A 2,708-nucleotide genomic window follows, 5' to 3' on the forward strand; every position below is an offset into this window, starting at 1 on the left:
GTCCCCGCACCCGCGCCAAGGCGTGGCACCGGCCCCCGCCCCGACGCGTATCTGACGCACTGTCACCCCAGTGCCGTGATTCCTCACACGGATGCAGCAAGCACCCGGCCCACGAGCTCACTCACCGTCACCGCATCAGGGGATGACGGGCCGCCAGGGCGCGGCCAGGGCCGGGGGAGTGGGTCGAAATGTGTGATTCGTACATGTTTGTGCGGTCTACAGATGGGGGCGACCAGGAGGCTAGCGAACGGAGCGTGACATGCGGGCGGTGGGCCGAAGAGAGGCGCTGGGCCTGGGACTTGGGGTCGCGGCGGGTGCCGGGCTCGCGGGGTGCGGGAGTGGCACCGCGCCGTCGCGCGAGGGCGCGGGCAGCCGGGGAGGTCCCGCGGGCGGCGCCGCCCGCCCGAAGGCCCCGGACGCCCCGAAGGCGCCACGGCTGATCGGGGACGGGTCGACGGCGTTCACGGGGCGGCAGCCGAACCAGCCCGCCAAGCCGGTGCCGCTGGCGCCGGGGGAGCGGCCGCCGCAGTTCGTGGTGTTCTCCTGGGACGGCGCGGGCGAGGTGGGTAACGGCCTGTTCCCGCGCTTCCTCGAACTGGCCAGGGAGCACGACGCGCACATGACGTTCTTCCTGTCCGGGCTCTATCTGCTGCCGGAGGAGAAGAAGCGCGTCTACACGCCGCCGAACAACCCGGTCGGCGCCTCCGACATCGGCTACCTCACCAACCCGCACCTGAAGGAGACCCTGACGCACGTCCGTCAGGCCTGGCTCGACGGTCACGAGATCGGCACGCACTTCAACGGGCACTTCTGCGGCGGCAGCGGCTCGGTCGCCCGCTGGAGCCAGGCGCACTGGCGGGACGAGATCCAGCAGGCCAAGTCGTTCGTGCAGCGCTGGCGTACGCATACGGGGTGGGAGCGGTTGCCGTCGCTGCCCTTCGACTACGACAAGGAGCTGGTCGGCGGCCGCACCCCCTGCCTGCTCGGCCAGGAGAACCTGCTGCCCGTCGCGCGCGAACTGGGCTGGCGGTACGACGCGTCCTCGCCCGGCGGGGTGCAGCGCTGGCCGGAGAAGAAGCTCGGCGTGTGGGACCTGCCGCTGCAGGCGCTGCCGTTCCCCGGCCACACCTTCGAGGTCCTGTCGATGGACTACAACATCCTCGCCAATCAGTCGAAGAACTCCACCCGCGCCCCCTCGTACAACTATCCGGCCTGGCGCAGGCAGGCGACCGAGTCGTATCTCGCCGGGTTCAACCGGGCGTACGAGACAAATCGGGCGCCTCTGTTCATCGGCAACCACTTCGAGGAGTGGAACGGCGGCATCTATATGGATGCCGTTGAAGAGACATTGCGGACTGTTGCGGATAAGAAGGACGTGCGGCTTGTCTCCTTCCGGCAGTTCGTCGACTGGCTCGACGTGCAGGACCCCGCCGTCCTCGCCTCGCTGCGGTCGTTGCAGGTCGGGGAGCGGCCCTCGGGTCGGAGTGCCAGGGGCGGCAAGGGTGTCTGAGGTGAGGGGAACTCCCGCCTGGCGCCTGCCCGATCATGGCTGAAACGACGCGACGAAACACGATAAAAGGGACGGGTTTCGGCCCCATCGAGCGGACGCCCGCTCATTTGGTTACGCTGTACGGAACGGACAGCCAAAAGGGGTCCCACCACCACCCCATGGCCCGTCCCGGGGCAAGCCGGTCACCCGGCCACGCTCTGTACGAGTTACCGGCGCCACCGCGTCCGAACTGCCCAGATCGAGCCTCACAGTCGGCCGGCGCCCGGTATCGGGACGCGCCGGAGCGACCGGGGGTTACCCGACACATAAGGAGTGCGCGGTGACACCAGACAAGTCAAAGAGCGATCAGCACCCGAAGGAACACGGGGAGCGCAAGGGCCGGCCCGAAGAGTTGGGCAGTCTCGATGTGTGGGCCAGGTCGGCGCCCATCAGGCTCGCGGGTTACGAGGACGACCTCGCCGAGCCGCACATCCTTCAGGGCGTGGACTGATCGCACCGAAAGCCCCCGCGGACACCGTCCGCGGGGGCTGACGTATGTCCGCCTCCAGCGGCGGTAGCGGCTACGGCAGCGGTGCCGTCCGCTGCCAGGGGCGCTGCTCCTCCAACGCGGCCGCCACATCGAGCAGTTGACGCTCCCGGCCCGGCGCCCCCACCAGCTGTATCGCGCACGGCGCGCCCGACGCCAGGTACCCGAACGGCAGCGAGAGTGCCGGCCACCCCGTCAGGTTCCACACCGGAGTGAACGGTGAGCAGCGGGTGTTGGTGAGCAGATTGCGCAGCCAGCCCCGCTCGTGCCACGGCCCCGCGAGCGGGCCGCGCCGGGCAAGGGCCGGGGTGAGCAGCACGTCGTGCCGCGCGAAGAACGGTTCGAGCCGCCGCCGCAACTGCTCGCGGCGCTCCCCCCGCTCCACCCCGCGCACACAGCGCGCGCCGAGTGCCGCGTGCCTCCGGGTGCGCGGCGCGAGCAGTGCCGGGTCGAGGCCCTCGCTGTCCCGGTACGTACCCGCCGTCCAGTGCGCGAGCGCAGTCGTGCCGAGCCAGAACGGGTACGGCGGGTCCTCGGTCGCCGTCCGGTGCCCGAGCCCGCCGAGCACCTTGCCCGCCTCCCGCGCTGCCGTCGCGTACGCGTGCGTGACCGGGACCCCGACGAGCGGGCCGCGCGTGGACACCGCGATCCGCAGCGGTGCGGGGGAGGCGG

3 protein-coding genes are annotated in these 2,708 nt (G+C 70.9%); 2 read left to right on the top strand and 1 reads right to left on the bottom strand.

All coding sequences use genetic code 11. The annotated features are described in order from the left end of the window. Window positions 1-259 precede the first annotated feature (259 nt). Window positions 260-1,510 (top strand): polysaccharide deacetylase family protein, encoded by a 1,251-nt coding sequence (locus GUY60_RS36600; protein ID WP_161705817.1) that lies wholly within the window; start codon window positions 260-262, stop codon window positions 1,508-1,510. Window positions 1,511-1,829: 319 nt separating this feature from the next. Next, complete coding sequence (locus GUY60_RS38385; protein ID WP_187370220.1) at window positions 1,830-2,000, top strand: hypothetical protein; 171 nt, start codon at window positions 1,830-1,832, stop codon at window positions 1,998-2,000. A gap of 70 nt (window positions 2,001-2,070) precedes the next feature. Here the strand turns inward: GUY60_RS38385 and GUY60_RS36605 are convergent. Beyond that, window positions 2,071-2,708 (bottom strand): amidase family protein (locus GUY60_RS36605; RefSeq protein ID WP_246236115.1); only part of this gene is annotated, 638 nt, incomplete at its 5' end.

Source organism: Streptomyces boluensis, assembly GCF_009908195.1.
GTDB classification, from domain to species: Bacteria; Actinomycetota; Actinomycetes; order Streptomycetales; family Streptomycetaceae; genus Streptomyces; species Streptomyces boluensis.